We start from the raw sequence: 21,124 nt of genomic DNA, 5'->3' as shown, positions 1-21,124 counted from the left end.
CGAAAGCCGGGGTGGACGATGCCCGGGCCGGGCACCGTCATGGCAATGGCCGGTGCGCCTCAGACCTTGGCGGCGCTGGCGGCGGCGTCGATATTGGCGACCAGCTCGGCATCGAGGCCGAGCGAGCCGGCGAGCCCGGCCAGGAAATCCTTCTCGGCCGCGTTGTCCGGATTGATGGCGATGCGCGCCGCCGTGTAGATCTGGGCGGCGAGCTCCGGGCTCTCGGCTGCCTCGACCAGCGTGTCGATCGAAGCCGGCTTCGCCATCTCCTTCGCCAGCCACTCATGCGCCTCCTGTTCGAGGCCGGCCTCCTTCAGGCCGCCGAGGATCGCACTCTGCTCTTCCGCATCGATATGGCCGTCGGCGGCAGCCGCCGCGATCATGGCGCGAATGAAGACGAGGGCGGTCGCTTCGGTCGCGGCCTGCGGCTCGAAGCCGGTGCCGGCCGGTGCCGGCAGCACCTCCTGCTGGGCGGCGTTGAGCAGCGGCTTGCCGGCCTGGTAGTTCTGATAGGCCTTGTAGGCGAGGCCGCCGATCAGGGCGAGGCCGCCGAGCTTGGCCGCCGAGCCGGCAACGGAGCGGCCGGTGCTGGTGCCGAAGACGAGGGCGCCGAGGCCGCCGAGCACCGCCGTCGCCAGCGCGGGATTGCTGGTGAACACGCCCTTGGCCTGTTCGATGAGCTGGTCCGGCGTCCGGCCGCCAGTGACCCGGCCGAGCGCATCGCCAGCGCCCTGCTGCACACCTGTCTGGCGCGCGGCGTCGCCGAGACCCTGAGTCGCCTGGGTCAGGATCTGCCCGGCGAGCCCGCCGATGCCGCCCGAGCGCTGGACCTGACCGGCCAATCCGCCGAGCATGCCGCCGAGACCGCCTTGCTGCCCCGCCTGCGCACCTGCCTGGCTGCCGGCGCTGATCAGGGCGTCGAGCAGGGATTTGGCGTTGAACATATCGTTTCTCCTGTTGGCGGCCGTCATGCCGCGCAGTCGAGTTTGATCAGCCGTATGAAAACGGCGTGACCAAGGCGCGAGTTTGCACAGCTGCGCGCTCACGTCATCGGCAATGGCAGCAGCCCAGGCTCCTGAAGGGTCTCCAACGCGATCTCCGAGCGCACGCGGGCGACGCTTTCATGCGGCATCAGGATTTCGTTGACGAGGCGGGCGAGGGCCTTGAGGTCGCCGACCGCCACCTTCAGCAGGTAATCCGCCTCGCCGGTCAGGGCGTGGGCCTCGAGAATCGCCGGCGTCAGGCGCACGAGGTCGCGGAAGCGGCGCGCATTATCCCGCGTATGCGTGTCGAGCGCGACATGGATGAAGACGATGACCCCGAGGCCGACGGCGGAGGGCTCCAGCGCGGCGCGATAGCCGCGGATCACGCCCTCCTGCTCCAATCGCTGTCGCCGACGTGAAACCTGGCTGGCCGAGAGGCCAACCGTTTCGGCCAGGGCTGCGTTGGTCAGGGAGGCGTCGTTCTGGAGTGCATCCAGAAGGCGCCAGTCGATTGCGTCAAGCGTGGCCATATGGTGCGCCCTCAGAGCTTAGTATGCACGAAACATGCGCCAGAATCTCTAATGAAGGCAAGTTTGCACGCCATTCGCCTGCCGACTGCGCGATGATTGATCATCCCGACAAGAGCAGACAGGAGGAATGCCAATGGGTCCGTTTCCGCATGATGCCGCCCCGCCCGCGATCTCGGCCGCCAATCCGATGGGAACCGATGGGTTCGAGTTCGTCGAGTATGCCCATCCCGAGCCGGAGAAGCTCGGTGCCCTCTTCGAGACGATGGGCTTCACCAAGGTCGCCCGCCACCGCTCGAAGCAGGTGACGCTCTACCGGCAGGGCGACGTCAATTTCGTCGTCAATGCCGAACCGGATTCCTTCGCCCAGGCCTTCGCCGCCGAGCACGGCCCCTGCGCCTGCGCCATGGCCTTCCGAGTCGTCGATGCGAAGTACGCTTTCGATAGGGCCGTGTCGCTCGGCGCCGAGCCCTATGAGAGCGCGATCGGGCCGGGCGAGCTCGCGATCCCTGCTGTACGCGGCATCGGCGGTTCGCTGCTCTATTTCGTCGACCGCTATGGCGAGAAGGGTTCGATCTGGGATGTCGATTTCGAGTGGATCGGCGAGCGCGACCCGCATCCGGAGCAGGCCGGGCTCTATTACCTCGACCACCTCACCCATAACGTCATCCGCGGGCGCATGGACCATTGGGCCGGCTGGTACGGCAACCTGTTCAATTTCCGCGAGATTCGTTTCTTCAACATCGAGGGCAAGCTGACCGGCCTGATCTCGCGGGCGCTGACCTCGCCCTGCGGCAAGATCCGCATCCCGATCAACGAGTCGCTCGACGACAAGAGCCAGATCGAGGAATACCTGCGCCAGTACAAGGGCGAGGGCATCCAGCATGTCGCGATGGGCTCGCGCGACATCTATGCCAGCGTCGAGGCGCTGCGCGGCAACGGCCTGCCCTTCATGCCGTCGCCGCCGGCGACCTATTACGAGAAGGTCGATGCCCGCGTGCCGAACCATGGCGAGCCGGTCGAGCGCCTCAAGGCCACGGGCATCCTGATCGACGGCGAGGGCGCGGTCGCGCTCGGCGAGAAGCAGGGCCGGATGAGCAAGGTCTTGCTGCAGATCTTCTCGGGCACCGTGCTCGGGCCGATCTTCTTCGAGTTCATTCAGCGCAAGGGCGATGACGGCTTCGGCGAGGGCAATTTCCGCGCGCTCTTCGAATCGATCGAGGAAGACCAGATCCGCAGGGGCGTGCTGAGCCCGGCCACCGCCGCCGAATAGCACGCGGCTCCGCATGGCCGGCTCGGCCGGCCATGCGTGCTACGGCGTGAGCTTGCGCATGAGCAGGGGCGCGCCGACCGCGGGGTCCTTGCGCCACTGGCCGTTCTCGAAGACGAGATCAGTGCCGTGGCCACGACGCGCGACGAGTGTCAGGCGTCCGCCGGCATAGCGCCAGCTGACGGGATCGAAGATCGTCAGCCCGGTATCCGGGCACAGTCCCTCGAAGGCAGCGGGCTGGCGGCCGTCGGCCGAGGCCGGTGAAAGGACGAGGCGGCAGGCCTCACGGTTCTGCTGACGCATCAGGACGTAGCGCCCGGGCAGGGTATTGGCAGCGGGTGCGGTCGCAGGATCGACGACCGTAATGCGCTGTGCTGCCGCAGCAGCGGGGTTTTGCGTGCTTTGCGGCGAGACGCGAGGATGATCCCGGGACGCCAGCTTATAGGCCTTGCCGTCGCTGCCCTTGCCGTTGAGACCGGTTTCGGGCGTGCCGCTCTGGAAGCCGACGACCTCCTTGCCGCTGGCATCCATGAATTGCGGCTGTCCGCCGCCGCTCAATGTCCATGACGCCGCCGTGTCGAGGATCGGCAGGGCGCGGCGGCAGGTCGCCGGGAAGCGCAACTGGCGCCGGTTGCCGGCCGGCTCTACGCCGAGCGTGACGGTGCAGCTTCTCGACGCATCGGCGAGCGCGAGCTCCCAGGCGCCGAGCCAGCGGCGGATCGCGTCCGGCGCCTTGTCGGCGCCGCGCGGCAGCGGCGCCGTCTGGGCGGCGGCCGGCAGGGAGCCGGCGCCGAGAAGGATAAGCGGCAGCAGCCGGCGGATCAGGCCTTGTTCCATGGAGTCTCCGACACGGGCGTCAGCGGGCCCTTGCCATCGAACCATGAAACCAGGTTGTCGACCAGAAGCTGGCCCATCGCCTCGCGGGTATGGACCGAGGCCGAGCCGACATGGGGCAGCAGCACGGCATGCTCGATCGCGATCAGCTCGGCCGGCACGCGCGGCTCGTCCTCGAAGACGTCGAGGCCGGCGGAGAGGATGGTCCTGTCGTTGAGCGCCTTGATCAGCGCCTGCTCGTCCACGACCGTGCCACGGCCGACATTGACCAGGATGCCGTTGGGGCCGAGCGCCTTCAGCACTTCGGCATTGATGATGTGATGGGTCGAGGCGCCGCCAGGCGCGACCGAGATCAGCGTGTCGACATCGGCAGCCATGTCGACCAGCGAGGGGTAATAGGGATAGGACACGTCGGGCTGGCGCGAGCGGCCATGGTAGAAGACGGGCAGGCCGAAGGCCTCGACGCGCTGTGCCACGGCCTTGCCGATGCGGCCGAGGCCGACGATGCCGACCTTGCGCCCGCGCAGCGAGGTGGTGAGCGGGTAATTGCCCTGAAGCCACTTGCCCTCGCGCAGATAGCGATCGACCTGCGGGAGCTGGCGGACGGCGGCGATCAGCAGGCCAAGCGCGAGATCGGCGACCTCGTCGGTCAGGACGTCGGGCGTGTTGGTGACGATGAGCCCGCGGCGGCCGGCCTCGGCCGCATCGACATGGTCGTAGCCGACGCCGAAGCTGGAGATGACCTCAACCTTCGGCAGGGCGTCGAACAGCGCGCCGTCGACCCGGTTGTGGCCGCCGCCGGCGGCGACGCCGCGCACGCGGTCGGCGACCTCGCGCAGCAATGCGGCGCGATCGGCCGCCTTCCACAATTCATGGACGGTGAAGCGTGCCTTGAGCTGGTCGGCCGCATAGGCCATCAGCGGGCCGGTCATGACGATTTCGGGCTTGTTGGAGATTGTCATTGTCGGGCTGTCCGTCGGTGTGGTGAGGAAGGTCGTTGATTAGGTTGATCTGAATCGATTAAAATGAAATGACGCGGCCTGCCGGACAGGCATAGCCCCGCCGCCGCATGAGCGCTATCCGAACACGCTTCGCTGGCGATGCGAAGCGTTCATTTAGTATGCTTTATTCGGGCGATTTTCCCAGCTTCCGTGGCGACATGCGTGCCGAGCGAAGCCAGGGTCGTGTTCAGGCTGTCGATGACGAGACCGGCCATGCGCGCCGAGGCGAGGTCGCCGTCGCGGTCGATAATGGCGAGCAGGACGTGCTCGTGGTCGGGCAGGGACTCGATATAGGCGGCCTCATCCCCGGTCTTCAGCAGCAAGGACCATTGCAGCGTGGCGATGACGGCGCTGGAGAGGCATTGCAGGGCGGCGTTCTGGGCGGCGGAGAAGATCGCCTCGTGGAAGGTGAGATCGGCCCGGATCGTCGCTTCCGCATAGGGCGCGCCATCGGCCATGCCGCGATAGGCGGCCTCGATGCGGGCGATATCGGCCGAGGTCCGGCGCTGCGCCGCGAGGCGCGCCGCGCTGGGCTCGACGAAGCGGCGCAACTCGAAGAGATCGCGGATGAATTTCTCGTTGGGATCGGACTCGAAATGCCAGGACAGGACGTCGGGGTCGAGCAGGTTCCAGCGCTCGCGCGCCGCCGCCCTGGTGCCGCTCTTCGGGCGGGCTTCGACCAACCCCTTCGCCGTCAGAATCTTGACCGCCTCGCGATAGGCGGTGCGCGAAACCGAGATCTCCGAGCGCAGGTCGTCCTCGTTCGGCAGCACCTCGCCGGCCCGGACGCGGCCGGTGATGATCGCAACGGCGAGCTTCTGGGCGACCTGGCCGAAAAGCCGGTCCGGATTGAGCGTCGTCGGCCGCGAGAAATCGCGTACCCGCATCGCTGGTGCCCCTCCCTTGGGCGCCTCCGGCCAGCCTGAATTTGCGGCATTGCGAAGGCTGTGGCGGCGCTTGACAGGGCCGCTTCTATCGTATGACTTTATCGCAGATTGGAACGGACACAATCGCCGGCAGCAGGCGATATCCGGTTTCATCATTCGGTCACAAGAAACCGATTGTGGTCGTGAGCCGCCTGCATGACAGGCGGAGCGACCAGGGAACGGAAAGCAGGGAAGGACGGCATGGCCTCAGTCCAGATCGCCGATGTGCGCAAGGCCTACGGGTCGACGCAGGTCATCCACGGCGTCGATATCGACATCAACGACGGCGAATTCGTCATCCTGGTCGGCCCCTCGGGCTGCGGGAAGTCGACGCTGCTGCGCATGATCGCGGGGCTCGAGAACATCTCGGGCGGCGAGATCAGGATCGGTCCGCGCGTGGTGAATGACGTGCCCCCGAAGGAGCGCGACATCGCCATGGTGTTCCAGAACTATGCGCTCTATCCGCATATGACGGTCGCCGACAACATGGCCTTCTCGATGAAGCTGCGGAAGGCGCCGAAGAGCGAGATCGACGAGCGCGTCAACAAGGCCGCCCAGATTCTCGGCCTGACCAAGCTGCTCGACCGCTATCCGCGCCAGCTCTCCGGCGGCCAGCGCCAGCGCGTCGCGATGGGCCGCGCCATCGTGCGTGATCCGCAGGTCTTCCTGTTCGACGAACCGCTCTCCAACCTCGACGCCAAGCTGCGCGTGCAGATGCGCACCGAGATCAAGGAGCTGCACCAGCGCCTCAAGACCACCACGGTCTATGTCACGCACGACCAGATCGAAGCCATGACCATGGCCGACAAGATCGTCGTGATGCATGACGGCATCGTCGAGCAGATGGGCGCCCCGCTCGATCTCTACGACAACCCGGCCAATCTCTTCGTCGCCGCCTTCATCGGCTCGCCCTCGATGAACCTCCTTAAGGGCAAGATCGTCGGTCACGGCTTCGAGACCGAAGGTGGCACGGTCTGGCCGATCGGCAAACATCCGGTCGGCTCCGATGGGCTCTCTGCGGTGCTGGGCATCCGCCCCGAGCATTTCCGGCTGGATCCCAACGGGCTGAAGGCCGAGGTCGCGGTCGTCGAGCCGATGGGCTCGGAGACGCAGGTCGTCGTCCGCTGCGGCGGGCAGGACCTGACCTGCATCTTCCGCGAGCGCATCTCGGCCAGGCCCGGCGAGACGATCGGCATCACGCCCGATACCAGCGTGACGCATCTGTTCGACGCCGCGACCGGCAAGCGAATCTAGAGCAGGCATCGGCCGGGTTGCGCTGCGACTCGGCCGAACCGCGCGTTCGCGGCGCGGAGTTCTGAACCGGCTTTCCCGATCGGCCTCTTTCACGCCCGATCGGGCTCGGCATCAAGGAATTCGCCGCTCCCGCCAGGCGGAGCGACGGATGATCGCTGTCAACGCCCATAATCATGCAGGACGGTGGTCCCATGCAGGCCGCCGCCGCGCCAACGGAGGAGACGGTTTCCATGAGCATTTCCAGAAGAGACGTTCTGATCGGCGGCGCCGGACTTGCCGCAGGAGCCACGCTGCCGCTCGCGCCGTCCATCGCGCAAGCCAAGATCGAGCAGGGCGCGACGCTTCGCGTGCTGCGCCCGACCAAGTTCGTCGATCCCGACCAGACGATCTTCAACGAGAACACCGAGGCCTTCACCAAGGCGACGGGCGTTCCGGTCCGTGTCGACTATGCCGGCTGGGAAGACCTGCGCCCGCAGACGGCGGTCACCGCCAATACCGGCGCCGGCCCCGATATCGTCGTCGGCTGGGCCGATGATCCGCATATCTTCTCGGACAAGCTGATCGACCTCACCGAGATCGCCGACGAACTCGGCAAGAAATACGGCGGCTGGTACCCGATCGCCGAGAAATACGGCAAGAAGGACAAGACCAACCAGTGGATCTCGATCCCGATGGGCGCCTCCGGCGCGCCGGCGGTCTATCGTGAATCCTGGGTCAAGGAAGCGGGCTTCGATACCTTCCCGAAGGATCTCGACGGTTTCCTCAACCTCTGCCGCAAGCTCAAGGCCAACGGCCATCCGGCCGGCTTCGCGCTCGGCAACGCGGTCGGCGACGGCAACGCCTTCTGCAACTGGCTCGTCTGGACCCATGGCGGCTACATGGTCGACGAGAACAACAAGGTCGCGATCAACTCGAAGGAGACGATCGAGGCGCTGAAATATGCCAAGGCGCTCTACGAGACCTTCATTCCGGGCACGCTCTCCTGGCTCGACATCAGCAACAACAAGGCGTTGTCGGCCGGTGAAATCGGCCTGACCCAGAACGGCGTCTCGCTCTATTTCTCGATCAAGAACTCGAAGGACGAGAAGACCGCGGCGATCGGCAAGGACCTGAACCATGCGACGATGCCGGTCGGTCCGCTCGGCCGTCCCTCGGAGCCGGCGCTGATCATCAACGCCATGGCGTTCAAGCACACGAAGTTCCCGAACGCCGCGAAGGAATATCTCCGCTTCATGATGGAGAAGGAGCAGTACGACAAGTGGCTGACCGGTTGCTACGGCTACTGGGCCCAGCCGCTGAAGGCCTTTGCCGAGAGCAAGGTCTGGTCGGCCGATCCGAAGATCGTGGTCTATCGCGACACCTGGGATCGGGCGCTGTGGAGCGGTTACAAGGGCGCGATCAACGAGGCGGCCGGCACGGTCAACGCCGAATATGTCGTCGTCCAGATGGTCGCTTCCGTCTGCGCCGGCCAGGCGACGCCGGAAGAGGCGGCCAAGGAGGCCGAGCGTCGCGCCCGGCGCTACTACCGGTCGTGATGCGCTAACCGCGCTGACGCGGACACACACGGCCGCCGGCTCGTCCGGCGGCCGACGCAAGATCGCATCGGATGTCCCCGAAAGGCGGTTTCAGCCTTTCGCTCCGATGCTACTGCCGACTCGAACGCGAGGGCGCCATGGCCGTAGCTGCCGCCGAATCGCGAACCGTCCACAGCCTGCAGCAGAGCTGGCTTGTGCGTCTGTTCGACTACAAGCCGTTCCTGATCTTCCTGTGCCTGCTGCCGGCGGCGGGCTTCCTGCTGGTCTTCCTCAGCTATCCGCTGGGCCTCGGCATCTGGCTCGCCTTCACCGATACGCGCATCGGCCGTGTCGGGCAGTTCATCGGCTTCGAGAATTTCGAATCGCTCTGGCACGACCGTGTCTTCATCACCTCGGTCTGGAACACGCTGCTCTATACGGGCGTGGCGACTTTCGGGAAGTTCGCGCTCGGGCTGTGGCTGGCCCTGCTGCTCAACAACCATCTGCCGTTCAAGTCGCTGCTCCGGGCGATCATCCTGATCCCCTGGATCGTGCCGACCGTGCTCTCGGCGATCGCCTTCTGGTGGATCTACGATCCGCAGTTCTCGATCATCTCCTATGTGCTCGTCGACGTGCTCGGCTGGCGCGACACCTATATCGACTTCCTCGGCCAGCCCTGGCCGGCGCGGTTCTCCTTGATCGCGGCCAATATCTGGCGCGGCATCCCCTTCGTCGCGATCAGCCTGCTCGCCGGCCTGCAGACGATCTCACCCTCGCTCTACGAGGCGGCGATGCTCGACGGCGCCAATTCCTGGCAGCGCTTCCGGCATGTCACGCTGCCGATGCTGATGCCGATCCTGGCGGTGGTGCTGACCTTCTCGGTCCTGTTCACCTTCACCGATTTCCAGCTGGTCTACGCCATCACCCGCGGCGGGCCGGTCAACGCCACGCATCTGATGGCGACGCTCGCCTTCCAGCGCGGCATTCCGGGCGGTCAGCTCGGCGAGGGCGCGGCGATCGCGGTGGCGATGATCCCGTTCCTCGTGATGGCGACGCTGTTCAGCTATTACGGCCTGTCCCGGCGGAAGTGGCAGCAGGGGGAAGACAATGACTGACCAGACCCTGGCCACACGCCCGCAGCTCACGGACAAGGAACGCGAAGGCGTCATCGACTGGTCGTCCGGCCCGCGGCGCTTCATCACGCTCTATCTGCCGCTCTCGGTCTTCGTGCTCGTACTGCTGTTCCCGTTCTATTGGATGGCGATCACGGCGATCAAACCGAACGGCGAGCTGCTCGACTACAAGAACAACAACCCGTTCTGGGTGAAGTCGCCGACGCTGGAGAACATCAACAAGCTGCTCTTCCAGACCGACTATCCGCAATGGCTGTGGACCACGATGATGGTCGCGGCGGTGGCGACGGCGCTCTCGCTGTTCTCCAGCGTGCTCGCGGCCTATGCGATCCAGCGCCTGCGATTCAAAGGCTCCCAATATGTGGGTCTCGCGATCTATCTCGCCTATCTCGTGCCGCCCTCGATCCTGTTCATCCCGCTGGCGACGCTGATCTTCCAGTTCGGCCTGTTCGACTCGCCGCTCGCGCTGATCCTGACCTATCCGACCTTCCTGATCCCGTTCTGCACCTGGCTTCTGATCGGCTATTTCAAGTCGATCCCCTACGAGCTCGAGGAATGCGCGATGATCGACGGGGCGACGCGCTTGCAGACCTTGTGGCGGATCACTTTGCCGCTTGCCATGCCCGGCCTGATCTCGGCCGGAATCTTCGCCTTCACCCTGTCCTGGAACGAGTTCATCTATGCGCTTGCCTTCATCCAGTCGGCGGAGAAGAAGACGGTTCCGGTCGCGGTGCTGACCCAGCTCGTCGAGGGTGACGTCTATCACTGGGGCTCGCTGATGGCCGGCGCGCTGCTCGGCTCGATCCCCGTCGCGATCCTCTATTCCTTCTTCGTCGACTACTACGTCGCGTCCATGACGGGTGCGGTGAAGGAGTAACCGGCGCTGATGCCGGCCGCCTTGCGGGCATGGCGCGAGCTGTGCCCGCTTTCGTTCCGAGAGTGTCTGCCTCATGTCCGCTCAACCGATCTCCAGCATCGCCTTCGTCGGGCTCGGCGCCATGGGCGCGCCGATGGCCGAGAACCTCGTCCGGAAGCAGTTCCGCGTAACCGGCTTCGACATGCGGGAGGCGGCGCGTGACGCGCTCGTCGCAGCCGGCGGGCATGCGGCGGCGAGCGCGAAGGAGGCGGCTACCGGCGCCGAGGCGTTGGTGCTGATGGTCGTCAATGCGGCGCAGGCGCGTGCGGTGCTGTTCGAGGCCGGTGCGCTGGAGGCGTTGGCGCCGGGGGCGTCGGTCATCCTGATGGCGACCTGCCCGCCCGGCGAGGCCGAGGCGATCGCGGCTGAGGTCACGAAGACCGGCCGGCATTTCATCGACGCGCCGGTCTCGGGCGGGGTGAACGGTGCGCGCAACGCGACGCTGACCATCATGGTCGGGGCGCCCAACGACAGCTTCGCGCGGGCGAAGCCGGTGCTCGATGCGCTCGGCGACAAGGTCTTCCATGTCGGCGAGAAGGCCGGGCAAGGCGCGACGGTGAAGACCGTCAACCAGCTGCTTTGCGGCGTGCATATCGCGGTGGCGGCCGAGGCCCTGTCCTTGGCCGAGAAGGCCGGCATCGACGGGCGCCTGCTCTTCGAGATCATGGGCGGCTCGGCTGCCTCGTCCTGGATGCTGAGGGATCGCGGGCCGCGCATGCACGAGCCCGATCCGGTGGTGGCGAGCGCCGTCGACATCTTCGTCAAGGACCTCGGCATCGTGCTCGATGCCGGGCGCGCCGCGAAGACGGCCCTGCCGCTGGCGGCGGCGGCGCACCAGATGTTCCTGTCGGCGTCGGGCCTCGGCCATGGCGGGCGCGACGATTCGCAGGTGGTGCGGGCCTATCGGGCGCTCAACGCCAAGCCCGCGAACGATGCCTGAGCAGGGCTCAGCGCCGCGGCGGGCAGGTCGTTCCGCGGACGTGGAGCGCCGGTGTCAGCAGCAGGCGCTGCCTTGGGGCGGTGGGGTCGGCGATGCGGTTCAGCAGGAACTCGGCCGATTTGGCGCCCATGTCGTTCTGGAAGTTGAAGATGGTGGTGAGCGCCGGGAACCACTGCGCTGCCTCCTTCACGTCGTCGCAGCCGACGATCGAGAAATCGCTGCCGGCCTCCAGTCCGCGATGACGCAGGCCGAGCATGGCGCCGAAGGCGGCGAGATCGTTCATGCAGGCGGCGGCGGTCGGCGGATCATGGGCGTCGAGCACTTTCTGGATGCCCTTCAACCCGTTCTCGCGGGTGCCGTAATCGAAATGGACCAGCGCCGGGTCGAAGGGCAGGCCATGGCGGGCGAGCGCGTCGCGATAGCCGGCATAGCGGTTGCGGCCGGTCGAGATGCTCTCATTGGCACAGAGGAAGGCGATGCGGCGATGGCCGAGCTCGATCAGATGCTCCATCGCGAGATTGGTGCCGTGGCGATCGTCGGAGCCGACGAAATCGAGGTCGAGCTCGGGGATTTCGCGCGAGAGCTGGACGATCGGGATGCCGGCATCGATCAGGGGGCTGAGGCTTTCCGCCGTGCTGCCGCCGGCCGAGCACAGGACCATGCCGTCCGGCCGGTATTCGGCGAGCGTGCCGAGCACGCGCTGCTGCCGGTCGAGGTTCTCGGCATAGGTGCCGAGCAGGATCGAGCGGTCGTAGCGGCCGGCGGTCTCCTCGATCGCCGCGAGCAGTTCGGCGAAATAGGGATTGGTGATGTCGTGGAAGCCGACGCCGATGATGTTGGTGCGGTCGGTGCGGAGCGAGGCGGCGCTGCGGTTGTAGCTGTAGCCCATCTCGCGGGCGATCTCGCGGACGCGGTTGCGCGTCGCCTCCGCGACGAGCTGAGAGCCACGCAAAGCCAGCGACACCGTCGCGGTCGAGACCGAGAGACGCTCGGCGATGACCTGAAGCGTCACGCGGGCGCGGCCGGCTGGCGGCGGGCTGTTGGGCTGGCGGGGCCCGGGCGGGTCGCTGGCGGTCATGACTCGTCCACACTGAGCGCGGGCCTTACGGCCGGCTTCCGGTCGGGCCATTTCGCCGACTTCCGGTTCCATCTCAACCATATCAGCGGGAGAATTTGAAGATGACTGCAACCAAAGAGTCCATCGGCTTCATCGGCGTCGGCCTGATGGGGCAGGGCATGGCCCGCAATCTCGTCGACAAGGGCTTCCCGCTGACCGTGATGGGACACCGCAACCGCAAGCCGGTCGAGGAACTCGTTGCGGCTGGTGCGACTGAGGCGAAGACGGCGAAGGAACTCGCTTCGCGTTCCGAGATCATCTTCCTGTGCGTGACCGGCTCGCCCCAGGTCGAAGCCGTGCTGAGAGGCGAGAACGGCATCATCGCCGGGGCGAAGCCGGGCACGGTGATCGTCGATTGCTCGACCTCCGACCCGACGGTGACGGTGAAGCTCGCCGCCGAACTGGAGGCGAAGGGCCTGCATCTTGCCGACGCGCCGCTCGGCGGCACGCCGGCACAGGCCGCGCTCGGCCAGCTCTCGGCGATGATCGGGGCGTCTCCCGAGGTCTTCGCGCGGATCAAGCCGGCCTGCGAGGCCTGGGCGCAGAAGATCGTGCATCTCGGGCCGGTCGGCGACGGCCACAAGATGAAGCTGATCAACAATTTCCTGTCGCTGGGCTATGCCGCGATCTATGCGGAGGCGCTGACGCTCGGCCAGAAGATCGGCATCACGCCCCAGACTTTCGACAGCGTCATACGCGGCAGCCGCATGGATTGCGGCTTCTACCAGACCTTCATGACATACGTGCTGGAGCGCGACCGCGACGCCCACAAGTTCACGCTGAGCAATGCGCTGAAGGACGTGCGCTATCTGGAGAGCGTCGCCAACGACGCGGGCGTCGCCAACCCGATCGGCAATGCCGTGAAGAACAGCTATGCCGCCGCCGTCGCCAGCGGCAAGGGCGAGGATTACGTGCCGATGCTGTCGGACTGGATCGCGGGCCTGAACGGCACTTCGCTCGCCGGTAAGGGCTAATCCGCGCCGTTCAGGGCTGCGCCAGCAACCGGGAGAGGCCGTCCGAGAGTCCGGCACTGGCGACCGGCGCGGGCAGGGCGAGATCGCCCTCCTGCGGCTTCGGTTGGGGCTGGTCGAGTTCGGCCAGCAGCATGCGGATGCCGGCTTCGGCCGAGCAGATCACGGGCACGTCGACATGGGGTTGGACGCGGGGCGCGAGGCCTGCGAGTCCGGCGCCGCCGAGGATGACCGCGCCCGCACCGTCGCGTTTGGCGACGCGGCGGCAGGCTTCCGCGAGCATGGCGATCGAGCCGTCGGGGTCGCGGGCGATATCGGCGCCGGTCGGCGCGACGGTCTCGACCGCGGCGAGGCGATTGCCCAGCCCGATCGAGCCGACGAATTCATGCAGCATCGGGCCCCAGCGCTCGCCGCCGGTGACGATGGCAAAGCGCTCTGCCTTTTCGGCGGCGTAGCGGCTACTAGCCTCGGCCATGCCGATCACCGGGATGCGCGCCATCTCCTTGAGCGCGAGCAGGCCGGGGTCGCCGAAGCAGGCGAGATAGACGCCGTCGCAATCCTGGCCATGTTCGGCGAAGGCTTCGAGCGCCGCGTGGGCGGCGATGACGCTGGCGCTGCGGCTGGCGATATATTCGGCTCCGAAGCGGCCCGTCACCGGCACGATCTCGGCCTGAACAGGCAGATAGGGCTGGACCACACGGGTCACCAGCGCCGTCATTTCCGGCATCGTGTTGGGGTTGAGCAGGAGAATGCGCAAGCGAGGCCTCACAATCCGTGATCCAGCCGCGCGGCACCGTCGACCGCCCGATCGGGCGATGGCCATGCAGCGGCTGTCAGGAGCGAACGGTGTCTCATCGGTTCGAAATCAACAGCAGATATGCCGTTCGGCTCGCAAGCGGAGGAATGGAGAAACAGTGCTTCCATTCCGGCACGGCCGGCCCTTGTTCGCACTACCCGGCGTTCTCGCATTCCGCTGCGTCGACAGCAAGCACCGGATGACTTTGCTGGCACAAAGCTGCGATCAGCGTGGCCGGCTCGGTGCCTGCTTCGTGATTGCACAGGGCGTCCGGCTGAAGCGGATCGGCGGCTTCGTCGTGACCAGCTGTCCTTCCTCTGGATGCTCGACCGTCTCGAAGAAGCCGGTCGCCTTCAGATGCGGGTCGTCCAGCAGATCGTCGAGCGTGTTGATCGCGGAGCAGGGCACGTCGATCCGGTCGAGGACCGCCAGCCATTCGGCCGACGGGCGATGCAGCAGGCACTCCGCCAGCCGCTCGTAGAGCGTGTCGATCATCGCGGCGCGGGCTGCGCCGTCACTGAGCGCCGGTTCCGTGGCCCAGTCATCGCGACCGGCGGCCTCGAACAGGGCGTGCCAATGCGCCGCCGTATAGGGCATCACTGCGATGAAGCCGTCTGCCGTGCGATAGGGCCGGCGATGCCGCGACAGGACGCGCGAATAGCCGCTTGGACCAAGTGCGGGCTCGAAGCTGCGGCCGCCGAGATGCTCGACCGCGAGGAAAGAGACCATGGCCTCGAACATGGGGACCTCGATCGCCTGGCCTTCGCCCGAGACCGCCCGGTGATAGAGCGCCGCATTGATCGCGCCGACGGCGAAGAGAGCAGTCGTCTTGTCGGCGACGATGGTGGGCGCATAGGCCGGTGCATCGCCGCTGCGCTGGGACAGTGCGGCCCAGCCCGAGGCGGCCTGAATGACGTCGTCATAGGCCGGACGGTCGCGATAAGGCCCGTCCTGTCCGAAGCCGACGATGGCGCAGTAGATCAGGCGCGGATGGCCGGCGAGCAGCGTCTCCGGATCGAGCCCGTAGCGACGGGCGGCCTCCATCCGCATGTTGTGGATGAAGATGTCCGCCTCCGCGATGAATTCGCGGAGGCGGGCGAGATCCTCTGCCGATTTCATGTCGAGCGCGATGCTGCGCTTGTTGCGGTTGCAATTGAGGAAGGCTGCGCCCATGCCGGGCGAACGAGCAGGACCGGGCGCCCGCATGATGTCGCCGCCCGGCGGCTCGACCTTGAGGACATCCGCACCCATGTCGCCGAGCGTCTGCGTCGCATAGGGACCGGCGATAATCGTGGTGAGGTCGACGATCTTGATCCCGTCCAGTGGTCCTGGCATGGCGCGTGCGAATCTCCGTTCGAGCCGCAGTGAAGCCGTCATAGACCGGTGGCGCAACGCCTCTAACGGTTACGCACCCCCGAGATCGATGGCGGACGAAGGATCTTCTCCGAAAGCGGATTCAAACGATCCTACACTGTCGACAATTTGGATGTTGCGTGCATATTATATCGCTGTCGGGGCCGGGTGCTCGCTGACAGGCATGTTCGGAGGCGGGAATGACGATGCTGCATTTCAAGAACTTCGCTTTGCTCGAACCCGGTTTCGGTGAGCTGCGCCAGGGCTACGAGCTTGTTGTCGAGGGCGACAAAATCCGCGAGCTCTCCGACAAGCCGCTCAAGCTCGCCAAGGCCGACGTGATCGATTGCGGCGGCCGGACGCTGATGCCCGGCCTGATCGACAGCCATGTCCATGTCTTCCTGTCCGAGGTCTATATTCGGACGATGGAGAGCATGCCGCTGACGCTGATGACGGCACGCGCCGTCCGGCTGATGAAGGGCATGCTCGACCGCGGCTTCACCAGCGTGCGCGATACCGGCGGCGCCGACTGGGGCATCAAGGAAGCGGTCGAGAAGGGCGATGTCGCGGGGCCGCGCCTGTTCATCGCGGGTGCCGCGATCGGCCCGACCGGCGGCCATAGCGACCCGCGCCGGCGCACCGATTTCGGCGCACGCTGCCATTGCTGCAACGCCATGGCCTATACGATGAACGTTTCCGACGGCGTCTCCTCGGTGCGCAAGTCGGTGCGCGAGCAGATGCGACTCGGCGCCGATCATATCAAGATCATGATGTCCGGCGGTGTCGCCAGCCCCTATGACCCCCTGGATTCGATGCAGTTCAGCGTCGACGAGGTGAAGGCCGCCGTCGAGGAGGCGAAGGCCTTCGGCCGCTATGTCTGCGCCCATGCCTATACGCCGGAGGCGATCACGCGGGCGGCGCAATGCGGCGTGCGCGCGATCGAGCACGGCAACCTGATCGACGAGGCTTCGGCCAAGCTGATGGCGGAGAACAACATGTTCCTCACCGCCAATCTCGTTGCCTATTACGCGATGAAGGAGCGGGCGGCCGAGTTCGGCATGACCGGCGACATGCTGGCCAAGAACGACCTCGTCATCGATGGCGGCCTGCGCTCCCTCGAAATCTGCAAGCGCGCCGGCGTGCCGGTCGCCTATGGCTCGGACCTGCTCGGCCAGCTGCAGAGCGAGCAGTCGCGCGAGTTCCTGCTGCGCCGCGAGGTGCTCTCGCCGCTGGAGATCATCCGCTCGGCAACCACGGTCGGCGCCCAGATCCTGCGCATGGAAGGCAAGGTCGGCACGGTTCAGACCGGCGCCTTCGCCGACCTCATCCTCGTCGACGGCGACCCGCTGAAGGATCTCGCGCTCTTCCAGGAGCAGGGCAAGCATTTGGCGGCGATCATGAAGGGCGGCGCCTTCCACAAGAACACGCTGCACTGAGGCCTGCCCAAGCGCCGGCCAGCCGATGACGGAAAAGCGGGCTTCACTGTTTGTAACTGGCGTCGCAAACTGTCTGACAAAAGAGGGGACGGTTTTGACTTTCACAGTGGACAGCAAGCGGCAGGCAGCCGGAGCGGCCTGCCATCGGGAAAACGCCGGGTGAGCGCCGGTTCGCAGCGCTTTGGGCGCTATGCGCTGAACGGTGCGGCCGCGCTCTCGCTCGGCTTCATCCTGCTGCCGCTGATCTTCGTGACCTGGCTCGCCTTCTTCCGGCAGGAGATTCCCTCCTTTCCGCCGGAAGGCTACTCGCTGAAATGGTTCGCCGCCGCGGCGAACAACAAGCCCTTCATCGACGGCTTCATGCTGAGCCTCCAGGTCGCGGTTGCGTCGACGCTGATCGGGCTTCTCCTCGGCGTGCCGGCGAGCCTCGCGCTGGTGCGCCATCGCATTCCGCTGGGAGGCGGCGTCAGCACGCTCTTGCTGTTGCCGCTGGTGATGCCGGGCATCGTGCTGGGCACCGCGACCTATGTCTTCCAGATCGAGGTCGAGATCGCCACGCAATTGCCGGTGATGGGCTCGCTCGCCGGCCTCATCGCGGCGCATACGCTCGTTGTGATCCCCTGGGTGGTGCGGCTGGTGACGGCGAGCCTCGCCGGTTTCGACCGCTCGATCGAGGAGGCCGCGCAGAATCTGGGTGCCGGCCCGGTCACGACCTTCTGGCGGGTGACGCTGCCGAGCATCCGGCCGGGCATCGTCGCGGCTTCGCTGTTCGGCTTCGTGACCTCGTTCGGCAATCTCGAAATGAGCCTGTTCCTGGTCGGGCCGGGGCGCACGACGCTGCCGATCGCAATCCTCCAGTATCTCGAATGGAAGATCGATCCGACGGTCGCGGCGGCCTCGCTCATCCAGATCGTCCTGATCTGCGTCGCGATGATCGTGACCGATCGCTATGTCAAACTGAGCCGGGTGGTGTGAACGGATGGCAAGTTCCTAACGATGGCACGTCTCTCGATTTCGCATCTGAAGAAGACCTATGGCGCGCTGACGGTCGTCGACGATGTCGACATCGCGGTCGCCGATGGCGAGTTCCTCGTGCTGCTCGGTCCCTCCGGCTGCGGCAAGACCACGACCTTGCGTATGGTCGCGGGCTTCATCGCGCCGAGCTCCGGCGCGATCACCATCGGCGAGCAGGACGTCACCAACCTGCCGCCGTGGAAGCGCCATTGCGGACTGGTCTTCCAGAGCTATGCGCTGTTCCCGCATATGACCGTCGCGCAGAACGTCGCCTTCGGGCTGGAGATGCACAAGGTGCCGCAGGCCGAGCGCGGCCCGCGCGTCGCCGAGGCGCTCAGGCTGGTCCGGCTCGGTGGCTTCGACGAGCGCTATCCGCGCCAGCTCTCCGGCGGCCAGCAGCAGCGCGTCGCACTTGCCCGCGCGCTGGCGATGGAGCCGAAGGTGCTGCTGCTCGACGAGCCGCTCTCCAACCTCGACGCCAAGCTGCGTCTCGAAGTCCGGATCGAGATCCGCGAATTGCAGCAGAAGCTCGGCCTGACCACGATCATGGTGACCCATGACCAGGAGGAGGCGCTGACCATGGCGGACCGCCTCGTCGTCATGGAAAAGGGGCAGGTGCGCCAGATCGGCACCCAGCGCGAGCTCTACGAGAAGCCGGCCGATCGCTTCGTCGCCGGCTTCATCGGGCGCAGCGCCTTCATCGAGGGGCAGGTCACGGGGCAGGGCCGCTTCCGCACGGGCGGCGGGCTCGATATCGCCTGCACCGCCGCTGCTGCGAGTGGACCGGCAACGCTGGCACTCCGGCCCGAGCGGATCGCCGTCGGCGGCGAAGCCGAGGGGCTAGCCAACCGCTTTCCGGCCCGGATCGAGCATGCCTCCTATCTCGGCGCGCTGCTCGACGTGCAGGTCGCGCTCAACGAGCAGGATCGCATGATCCTGCAGATTCCGAACCGGGTGGGGCTCGCCGAGCCGCAGCCGGGCGAAACCATCACGATAGGCTGGGCCGAAAGCGCCGGGCTCGTCTATCCGCAAGGGGCCTGAAAGCTCCCAATCGGCGTCCAAAAACGAGGGGAATACCATGGCTTCATTCGACAGGCGGGATCTTCTGAAAGGCGTCGGCGCGGCGGCGCTCGCTACCGCGACCGGCATGCCGGCCTTCGCCCAATCCGGCGGACGCGTCGTCGTCGGCACCTGGGGTGGCGACTACGCGCGGCTTCTGACCAAGAATATCGAGGACCCGATCCTCAAGCCCAAGGGGCTCGAAGTGGTGCAGGATCAGGCCGGCGACGCGCCGCGCCGCGCCAAGATGGTCGCCGAGCGGCGCCTGCCGCGCGGCACGGTCGATATCCAGGGCCTGTCGGCCGCCAACATGTACGAGATGAACGAAGCCGGCGTGCTCGAACAGATCGACTATTCCAAGTTGCCGAACGCCAAGAACCTGCTGCCGACGATGAAGTATCCCTATGGCATGGGGCACATCTATTCGGGCAACGTCGTGATCTACAATCCCAAGATCATCTCGCCGGCGCCGAAGGGCTTCAAGGATTGGCTCGACCCGAAATGGGGCTCGAAGATCGGCTTCATCGACATCCAGTACCAGTCGATCTTTATCGCGGCGTCGATGGCCGCGACCGACGGCAAGGACATGAACGACATCGAGAAGGCCAAGGAGGTCCTGCTCGCGGTCAAGAAGGCCGGCGCGCGCGTCTACCCGACCAACGAGGCCTTCGCCCAGGCGATGAAGAACGAGGAAGTGGGCATCAGCGCGATCTGGAAGGCCCGTGTCGTGCAGTGGCAGAATGCCGGCATCCCCTGCGAGGCGGTCTCGCCGATCGAGGGCATCCCGACCTATGTCTCGGGTTTCGTGATCCAGAAGAACGCGCCGAACAAGGACAACGCCTACGCCTATATGGACGCGATGCTGGCCAAGGCGCCGCAGGAGGCCTTCGCCGTCGACATGGGCTATAACGGCACGGTCACCGGCCTCAATGTCGATCCGGCGCTGCACAAGCGCATCGGCTTCACGCCCGAGGAAGAGAAGACCCTGAAAGACCTCGACTACGCCTTCCTCGCCAAGAACGACGCGGCGATGAAGGAATGGTGGGACAAGGTCTTCAAGGGCTGAAGACCATGCAGGCCGTCATTCTCGGGCGAAGCGTAGCGCAGACCCGAGAATCTCGTGACGATGAGGGGAGTGTCCTCGTGAACAGCGCCAAATCGTCCAGAGATGCTCGGGTCAAGCCCGAGCATGACGGGCTCACGGCATGAGCGCCGCTCCCGAAGCCGTCGCTGGCGCCCGCACCAAGCTCGCCGGCCTGCTCGTCGTGCCGGCGACGCTCTTCGTCGCCCTGATGCTGATCGGGCCGCTGGCGATCCTGTTCCGCTACTCGCTCAACAAGTTCGTGCCCGGCCAGTTCATGGTCGATGCGCTGGTGATCGAGAACTACGTCAAGTTCTTCACTGACGCGTATTATCTCAACGTGCTCGCCCGCACGGTCCGCGTCGCGGTGATCTGCACGCTGGCCTGCCTGATCATGGGCTTCCCGCTCGCCTATGTGCTGGCGCGCACGCAAAGCCGCTTCAAGAACCTGATGGTCATCGCGGTGGTGCTGCCGCTCTTCGTCGGCAATGCGGTGCGCGCCGCCGGCTGGATGACTCTCTTCGGCAGCAAGGGCGCGTTCAACGCCTCGCTGATGGGGCTTGGCCTGATCGATCAGCCGCTGGAGATCATGTACACCGAGAATGCCGTGCTGATCGGCATCATCGCGGTCAACCTGCCCTTCATGGTGCTGACGCTGCAGAGCGTGATCGAAGGCATCCCGCGCAATGTCGAGGAGGCCGCCTTCAGTCTTGGCGCCGGCCCTGCGGCGATGTTCCGTCGCGTGCTCTGGCCGCTGGCGCTGCCCGGCATCCTCGCCGGCACGATCCTGACCTTCATCCTGGCGATGAACGCCTATGCCACGCCGGTGCTGCTGGGTGGGCCGAAATTCCAGATGATGGGGCCGCTGGTCTATGGCCAGTTCGCGCAGCAGAACAACTGGCCCTTCGGCGGCGCGATCTCGTTCATCCTGATGACCGCGACGATCCTGCTCACCATGATCGCCCACCTCACCGTGCAGCGGCGCTATCGCTGATACGG

General features: G+C 66.1%; 20 protein-coding genes. 12 read left to right on the top strand and 8 right to left on the bottom strand.

The window, feature by feature from the left end; translation table 11 throughout:
• Positions 1-59 precede the first annotated feature (59 nt).
• A complete protein-coding gene (locus AC3WMA_RS10670) occupies positions 60-944 on the bottom strand; it encodes a tellurite resistance TerB family protein (protein WP_492285337.1) in 885 nt (294 codons plus the stop codon).
• Between the two features lie 98 nt (positions 945-1,042).
• Positions 1,043-1,513, bottom strand: coding sequence for an Lrp/AsnC family transcriptional regulator (locus AC3WMA_RS10665; protein WP_492285336.1), 471 nt, complete (start codon positions 1,511-1,513; stop codon positions 1,043-1,045).
• A gap of 133 nt (positions 1,514-1,646) precedes the next feature.
• Here AC3WMA_RS10665 and hppD point away from each other — a divergent pair, with 133 nt between their 5' ends.
• Entirely contained in the window at positions 1,647-2,783 is a 1,137-nt protein-coding gene (gene hppD / locus AC3WMA_RS10660) for a 4-hydroxyphenylpyruvate dioxygenase (RefSeq protein ID WP_492285335.1), read from the top strand.
• Positions 2,784-2,822: 39 nt separating this feature from the next.
• Here hppD and AC3WMA_RS10655 read toward each other — a convergent pair whose 3' ends face one another.
• The 3 genes from AC3WMA_RS10655 to AC3WMA_RS10645 form a co-directional block, all read right to left on the bottom strand.
• Positions 2,823-3,617 carry an AprI/Inh family metalloprotease inhibitor gene (locus AC3WMA_RS10655; protein WP_492285334.1) on the bottom strand — a complete coding sequence of 265 codons (795 nt, stop codon included), beginning with the start codon at positions 3,615-3,617 and terminating at the stop codon, positions 2,823-2,825.
• Positions 3,602-4,576, bottom strand: a complete 975-nt coding sequence (locus AC3WMA_RS10650) for a 2-hydroxyacid dehydrogenase (RefSeq protein WP_492285333.1) — start codon at positions 4,574-4,576, stop codon at positions 3,602-3,604. The genes AC3WMA_RS10655 and AC3WMA_RS10650 overlap by 16 nt, the downstream gene beginning before the upstream one ends.
• Before the next feature lie 149 nt (positions 4,577-4,725).
• Positions 4,726-5,502 carry a FadR/GntR family transcriptional regulator gene (locus AC3WMA_RS10645; protein ID WP_492285332.1) on the bottom strand — a complete coding sequence of 259 codons (777 nt, stop codon included), beginning with the start codon at positions 5,500-5,502 and terminating at the stop codon, positions 4,726-4,728.
• A 240-nt stretch (positions 5,503-5,742) separates the two neighbouring features.
• On the opposite strand from AC3WMA_RS10645, the gene AC3WMA_RS10640 reads away from it, so the two are divergent.
• The 5 genes from AC3WMA_RS10640 to AC3WMA_RS10620 all read left to right on the top strand — a co-directional run bounded on the left by AC3WMA_RS10640 (position 5,743) and on the right by AC3WMA_RS10620 (position 11,298).
• Positions 5,743-6,795: an ABC transporter ATP-binding protein gene (locus AC3WMA_RS10640; protein WP_492285331.1), complete on the top strand. Its 1,053-nt coding sequence runs from the start codon at positions 5,743-5,745 to the stop codon at positions 6,793-6,795.
• Positions 6,796-7,025: 230 nt separating this feature from the next.
• Positions 7,026-8,330: an ABC transporter substrate-binding protein gene (locus AC3WMA_RS10635; RefSeq protein WP_492285330.1), complete on the top strand. Its 1,305-nt coding sequence runs from the start codon at positions 7,026-7,028 to the stop codon at positions 8,328-8,330.
• A 137-nt stretch (positions 8,331-8,467) separates the two neighbouring features.
• On the top strand, positions 8,468-9,424 hold the full coding sequence (locus tag AC3WMA_RS10630) for a carbohydrate ABC transporter permease (protein ID WP_257732624.1): 957 nt from the start codon (positions 8,468-8,470) through the stop codon (positions 9,422-9,424).
• Positions 9,417-10,319 carry a carbohydrate ABC transporter permease gene (locus AC3WMA_RS10625; RefSeq protein ID WP_257732623.1) on the top strand — a complete coding sequence of 301 codons (903 nt, stop codon included), beginning with the start codon at positions 9,417-9,419 and terminating at the stop codon, positions 10,317-10,319. Before AC3WMA_RS10630 ends, AC3WMA_RS10625 begins: the two co-directional genes overlap by 8 nt.
• 73 nt (positions 10,320-10,392) lie before the next feature.
• Positions 10,393-11,298 carry an NAD(P)-dependent oxidoreductase gene (locus AC3WMA_RS10620; protein ID WP_492285329.1) on the top strand — a complete coding sequence of 302 codons (906 nt, stop codon included), beginning with the start codon at positions 10,393-10,395 and terminating at the stop codon, positions 11,296-11,298.
• A 7-nt stretch (positions 11,299-11,305) separates the two neighbouring features.
• On the opposite strand, the gene AC3WMA_RS10615 is transcribed toward AC3WMA_RS10620, so the two are convergent.
• Complete coding sequence (locus AC3WMA_RS10615) at positions 11,306-12,376, bottom strand: LacI family DNA-binding transcriptional regulator (RefSeq protein WP_492285328.1); 1,071 nt, start codon at positions 12,374-12,376, stop codon at positions 11,306-11,308.
• Positions 12,377-12,477: 101 nt separating this feature from the next.
• On the opposite strand from AC3WMA_RS10615, the gene AC3WMA_RS10610 reads away from it, so the two are divergent.
• Positions 12,478-13,389: an NAD(P)-dependent oxidoreductase gene (locus AC3WMA_RS10610; protein ID WP_492285327.1), complete on the top strand. Its 912-nt coding sequence runs from the start codon at positions 12,478-12,480 to the stop codon at positions 13,387-13,389.
• 10 nt (positions 13,390-13,399) lie between these two features.
• Here the strand turns inward: AC3WMA_RS10610 and AC3WMA_RS10605 are convergent, their stop codons facing one another.
• The gene (locus AC3WMA_RS10605; RefSeq protein ID WP_492285326.1) at positions 13,400-14,143 is read right to left on the bottom strand and encodes an aspartate/glutamate racemase family protein; all 744 of its coding nucleotides are present in this window, start codon (positions 14,141-14,143) and stop codon (positions 13,400-13,402) included.
• Between the two features lie 264 nt (positions 14,144-14,407).
• Entirely contained in the window at positions 14,408-15,517 is a 1,110-nt protein-coding gene (locus tag AC3WMA_RS10600; protein WP_492285325.1) for a CaiB/BaiF CoA transferase family protein, read from the bottom strand.
• Between the two features lie 218 nt (positions 15,518-15,735).
• Between AC3WMA_RS10600 and AC3WMA_RS10595 the strand changes: the two genes are divergently transcribed.
• The 5 genes from AC3WMA_RS10595 (at position 15,736) to AC3WMA_RS10575 (ending at position 21,119) form a co-directional block, all read left to right on the top strand.
• On the top strand, positions 15,736-16,971 hold the full coding sequence (locus AC3WMA_RS10595; RefSeq protein WP_492285324.1) for a metal-dependent hydrolase family protein: 1,236 nt from the start codon (positions 15,736-15,738) through the stop codon (positions 16,969-16,971).
• 159 nt (positions 16,972-17,130) lie between these two features.
• Positions 17,131-17,946, top strand: coding sequence for an ABC transporter permease (locus AC3WMA_RS10590; protein ID WP_492285323.1), 816 nt, complete (start codon positions 17,131-17,133; stop codon positions 17,944-17,946).
• A gap of 21 nt (positions 17,947-17,967) precedes the next feature.
• Complete coding sequence (locus tag AC3WMA_RS10585; RefSeq protein WP_492285322.1) at positions 17,968-19,026, top strand: ABC transporter ATP-binding protein; 1,059 nt, start codon at positions 17,968-17,970, stop codon at positions 19,024-19,026.
• 37 nt (positions 19,027-19,063) lie between these two features.
• Entirely contained in the window at positions 19,064-20,110 is a 1,047-nt protein-coding gene (locus AC3WMA_RS10580; RefSeq protein WP_492285321.1) for an ABC transporter substrate-binding protein, read from the top strand.
• A gap of 139 nt (positions 20,111-20,249) precedes the next feature.
• Positions 20,250-21,119, top strand: a complete 870-nt coding sequence (locus AC3WMA_RS10575) for an ABC transporter permease (RefSeq protein WP_492285320.1) — start codon at positions 20,250-20,252, stop codon at positions 21,117-21,119.
• The last annotated feature ends 5 nt before the right edge of the window (positions 21,120-21,124 follow it).

The sequence above is a fragment of the Allobosea sp. FW305-C-101 genome, from assembly GCF_058783685.1.
Note: the sequence above shows the minus strand (reverse complement) of the source record. Positions and strands in the feature narration are given on the sequence as shown.

Excerpts from the sequence above, each read along its gene's own strand:
- AC3WMA_RS10670 (WP_492285337.1), bottom strand. The coding sequence starts at position 944 with ATGTTCAACGCCAAATCCCTGCTCGACGCCCTGATCAGCGCCGGCAGC.
- AC3WMA_RS10665 (WP_492285336.1), bottom strand. The coding sequence starts at position 1,513 with ATGGCCACGCTTGACGCAATCGACTGGCGCCTTCTGGATGCACTCCAG.
- hppD (WP_492285335.1), top strand. The coding sequence starts at position 1,647 with ATGGGTCCGTTTCCGCATGATGCCGCCCCGCCCGCGATCTCGGCCGCC.
- AC3WMA_RS10655 (WP_492285334.1), bottom strand. The coding sequence starts at position 3,617 with ATGGAACAAGGCCTGATCCGCCGGCTGCTGCCGCTTATCCTTCTCGGC.
- AC3WMA_RS10650 (WP_492285333.1), bottom strand. The coding sequence starts at position 4,576 with ATGACAATCTCCAACAAGCCCGAAATCGTCATGACCGGCCCGCTGATG.
- AC3WMA_RS10645 (WP_492285332.1), bottom strand. The coding sequence starts at position 5,502 with ATGCGGGTACGCGATTTCTCGCGGCCGACGACGCTCAATCCGGACCGG.
- AC3WMA_RS10640 (WP_492285331.1), top strand. The coding sequence starts at position 5,743 with ATGGCCTCAGTCCAGATCGCCGATGTGCGCAAGGCCTACGGGTCGACG.
- AC3WMA_RS10635 (WP_492285330.1), top strand. The coding sequence starts at position 7,026 with ATGAGCATTTCCAGAAGAGACGTTCTGATCGGCGGCGCCGGACTTGCC.
- AC3WMA_RS10630 (WP_257732624.1), top strand. The coding sequence starts at position 8,468 with ATGGCCGTAGCTGCCGCCGAATCGCGAACCGTCCACAGCCTGCAGCAG.
- AC3WMA_RS10625 (WP_257732623.1), top strand. The coding sequence starts at position 9,417 with ATGACTGACCAGACCCTGGCCACACGCCCGCAGCTCACGGACAAGGAA.
- AC3WMA_RS10620 (WP_492285329.1), top strand. The coding sequence starts at position 10,393 with ATGTCCGCTCAACCGATCTCCAGCATCGCCTTCGTCGGGCTCGGCGCC.
- AC3WMA_RS10615 (WP_492285328.1), bottom strand. The coding sequence starts at position 12,376 with ATGACCGCCAGCGACCCGCCCGGGCCCCGCCAGCCCAACAGCCCGCCG.
- AC3WMA_RS10610 (WP_492285327.1), top strand. The coding sequence starts at position 12,478 with ATGACTGCAACCAAAGAGTCCATCGGCTTCATCGGCGTCGGCCTGATG.
- AC3WMA_RS10600 (WP_492285325.1), bottom strand. The coding sequence starts at position 15,517 with ATGCCAGGACCACTGGACGGGATCAAGATCGTCGACCTCACCACGATT.
- AC3WMA_RS10595 (WP_492285324.1), top strand. The coding sequence starts at position 15,736 with ATGACGATGCTGCATTTCAAGAACTTCGCTTTGCTCGAACCCGGTTTC.
- AC3WMA_RS10585 (WP_492285322.1), top strand. The coding sequence starts at position 17,968 with ATGGCACGTCTCTCGATTTCGCATCTGAAGAAGACCTATGGCGCGCTG.
- AC3WMA_RS10580 (WP_492285321.1), top strand. The coding sequence starts at position 19,064 with ATGGCTTCATTCGACAGGCGGGATCTTCTGAAAGGCGTCGGCGCGGCG.
- AC3WMA_RS10575 (WP_492285320.1), top strand. The coding sequence starts at position 20,250 with ATGAGCGCCGCTCCCGAAGCCGTCGCTGGCGCCCGCACCAAGCTCGCC.